The organism is Mesorhizobium sanjuanii, assembly GCF_002529485.1.
GTDB lineage: Bacteria > Pseudomonadota > Alphaproteobacteria > Rhizobiales > Rhizobiaceae > Mesorhizobium > Mesorhizobium sanjuanii.
Genome location: NZ_NWQG01000062.1, coordinates 1 through 1,445 on the forward strand (window position 1 = coordinate 1; position 1,445 = coordinate 1,445).

The window sequence follows — 1,445 nt, forward strand, 5'->3', positions numbered from 1 at the left end:
TGAACTGACCCCAAAAAGTTGGACGGTTTAAGGAACGGGCAGATTTAAGGGCTGGGTTCTGTATTGCACAGGGCTCAGCCCTTTTAGTTTCAGTTTGATTCGATGGTGGTTGTAGTAGTGGATGTAGTCCTCGATCCCGTCTTTCAGGCTCTGAATGGTCTCGAAGGGGCCGGGATGGAAGAGTTCGGATTTGAGTATGGCAAAGAAACTTTCCATGGGTGCGTTGTCGAGGCAGTTGCCTTTACGTGACATGCTCTGGGCTATACCCCGCGCTTGGAGCCTGAGCTGATAGTCTGGCATCCGGTACTGCCATCCCTGGTCGGAATGCAGGATCGGTCGTTGGTTTTCATCGAGCCGCTTGAGGGCTTTGGTCAACATGTTGTCCACCAGCTTGAAGAGCGGACGCCTTGATGTCTCGAAGGCGATGATCTCGCCATTGTAGAGGTCCATGACCGGCGAGAGATAGAGTTTGTCGCCGGCCAGATTGAACTCTGTCACATCGGTCACCCATTTGCAGTTAGCGCTGTCAGCGCCAAACTGGCGCTGGACGAGATCGGGAGCCGCTCGCCCGACATCTCCTTTGTAGGAACGGTACTTCTTCGGTCTCACCAGAGATTTCAATCCCATCTCGGCCATCAGGCGTTGTATTGTCTTGTGATTGACGACCCGACCGAGCCCGCGCAGCGCGGCAACCACCCGGCGATAGCCGTAGCGGCCCTTGTGGCTGTCGAAGATGGCTTTGATCTTTTCCTTAAGCGCTGCATGGCGATCGACGCACGTCGCCACCTTCTGCCTGTAGTAGAACGTGCTGCGAGACAGACCCGCCACCTTCAGCAGACCCTCAAGCGGATGGAACGGCCTTAACGCCTGGACGGCTTGCGCTCTTTGGGCGCGCGTTCCGACGTTAAGGCCTCCAGTTTTTTTAGGTAGGCGTTCTCCATGCGCAGATAGTTCAGTTCCGCAAGCAACGCTTCACGGCCCTTGGCTTCATCATTGTGCGCATCGGGCAGCCCCGAGGGCTCAGGCGCCGGCGGTTTTGGCATGGTTCGTCGTCGTCCTCTGGGGCGCGGGATGAGCGCCTCTAGCCCACCTCTCTTGTGGCGCTGCTCCCAATCCGAAAGGCAGCCAGCATTGCGGATATTGAACAGCGCCGCCGCCTGCCGGTGGGACAAACCATCATTCCACATCCGCGCAAGGACCGACAGCTTGAATTCAGCGTCGTAGCGGCTGCTCTTGCGCGATAAGCCAGCATCCCCGTGCGCCCGATAAAGCGCGACCCATTTGCGAACCGTCGCGGCATCGACGTCATAGGCAGCCCCAGTACTCGCGTAGCTTTCCTCGCCCCCCAAATAGAGCTCGACCACTGAGCGCTTCAAACTCTCGCTGTGTCTGGACATGCAAAACCCCCGAAGGTTGTGTCCAACTTTCGGGGGTCAGTTCACGAG

General features: G+C 57.5%; 1 protein-coding gene. It reads right to left on the reverse strand.

From position 1 onward, the window contains the following. Nucleotides 1-27 precede the first annotated feature (27 nt). A protein-coding gene (locus tag CN311_RS11750) for an IS3 family transposase (RefSeq protein ID WP_425351067.1) occupies nt 28-1,397 on the reverse strand; the annotation gives its coding sequence in 2 pieces (ribosomal slippage) (nt 28-897 and nt 900-1,397; 1,368 coding nt in all). Nucleotides 1,398-1,445: the final 48 nt, after the last annotated feature.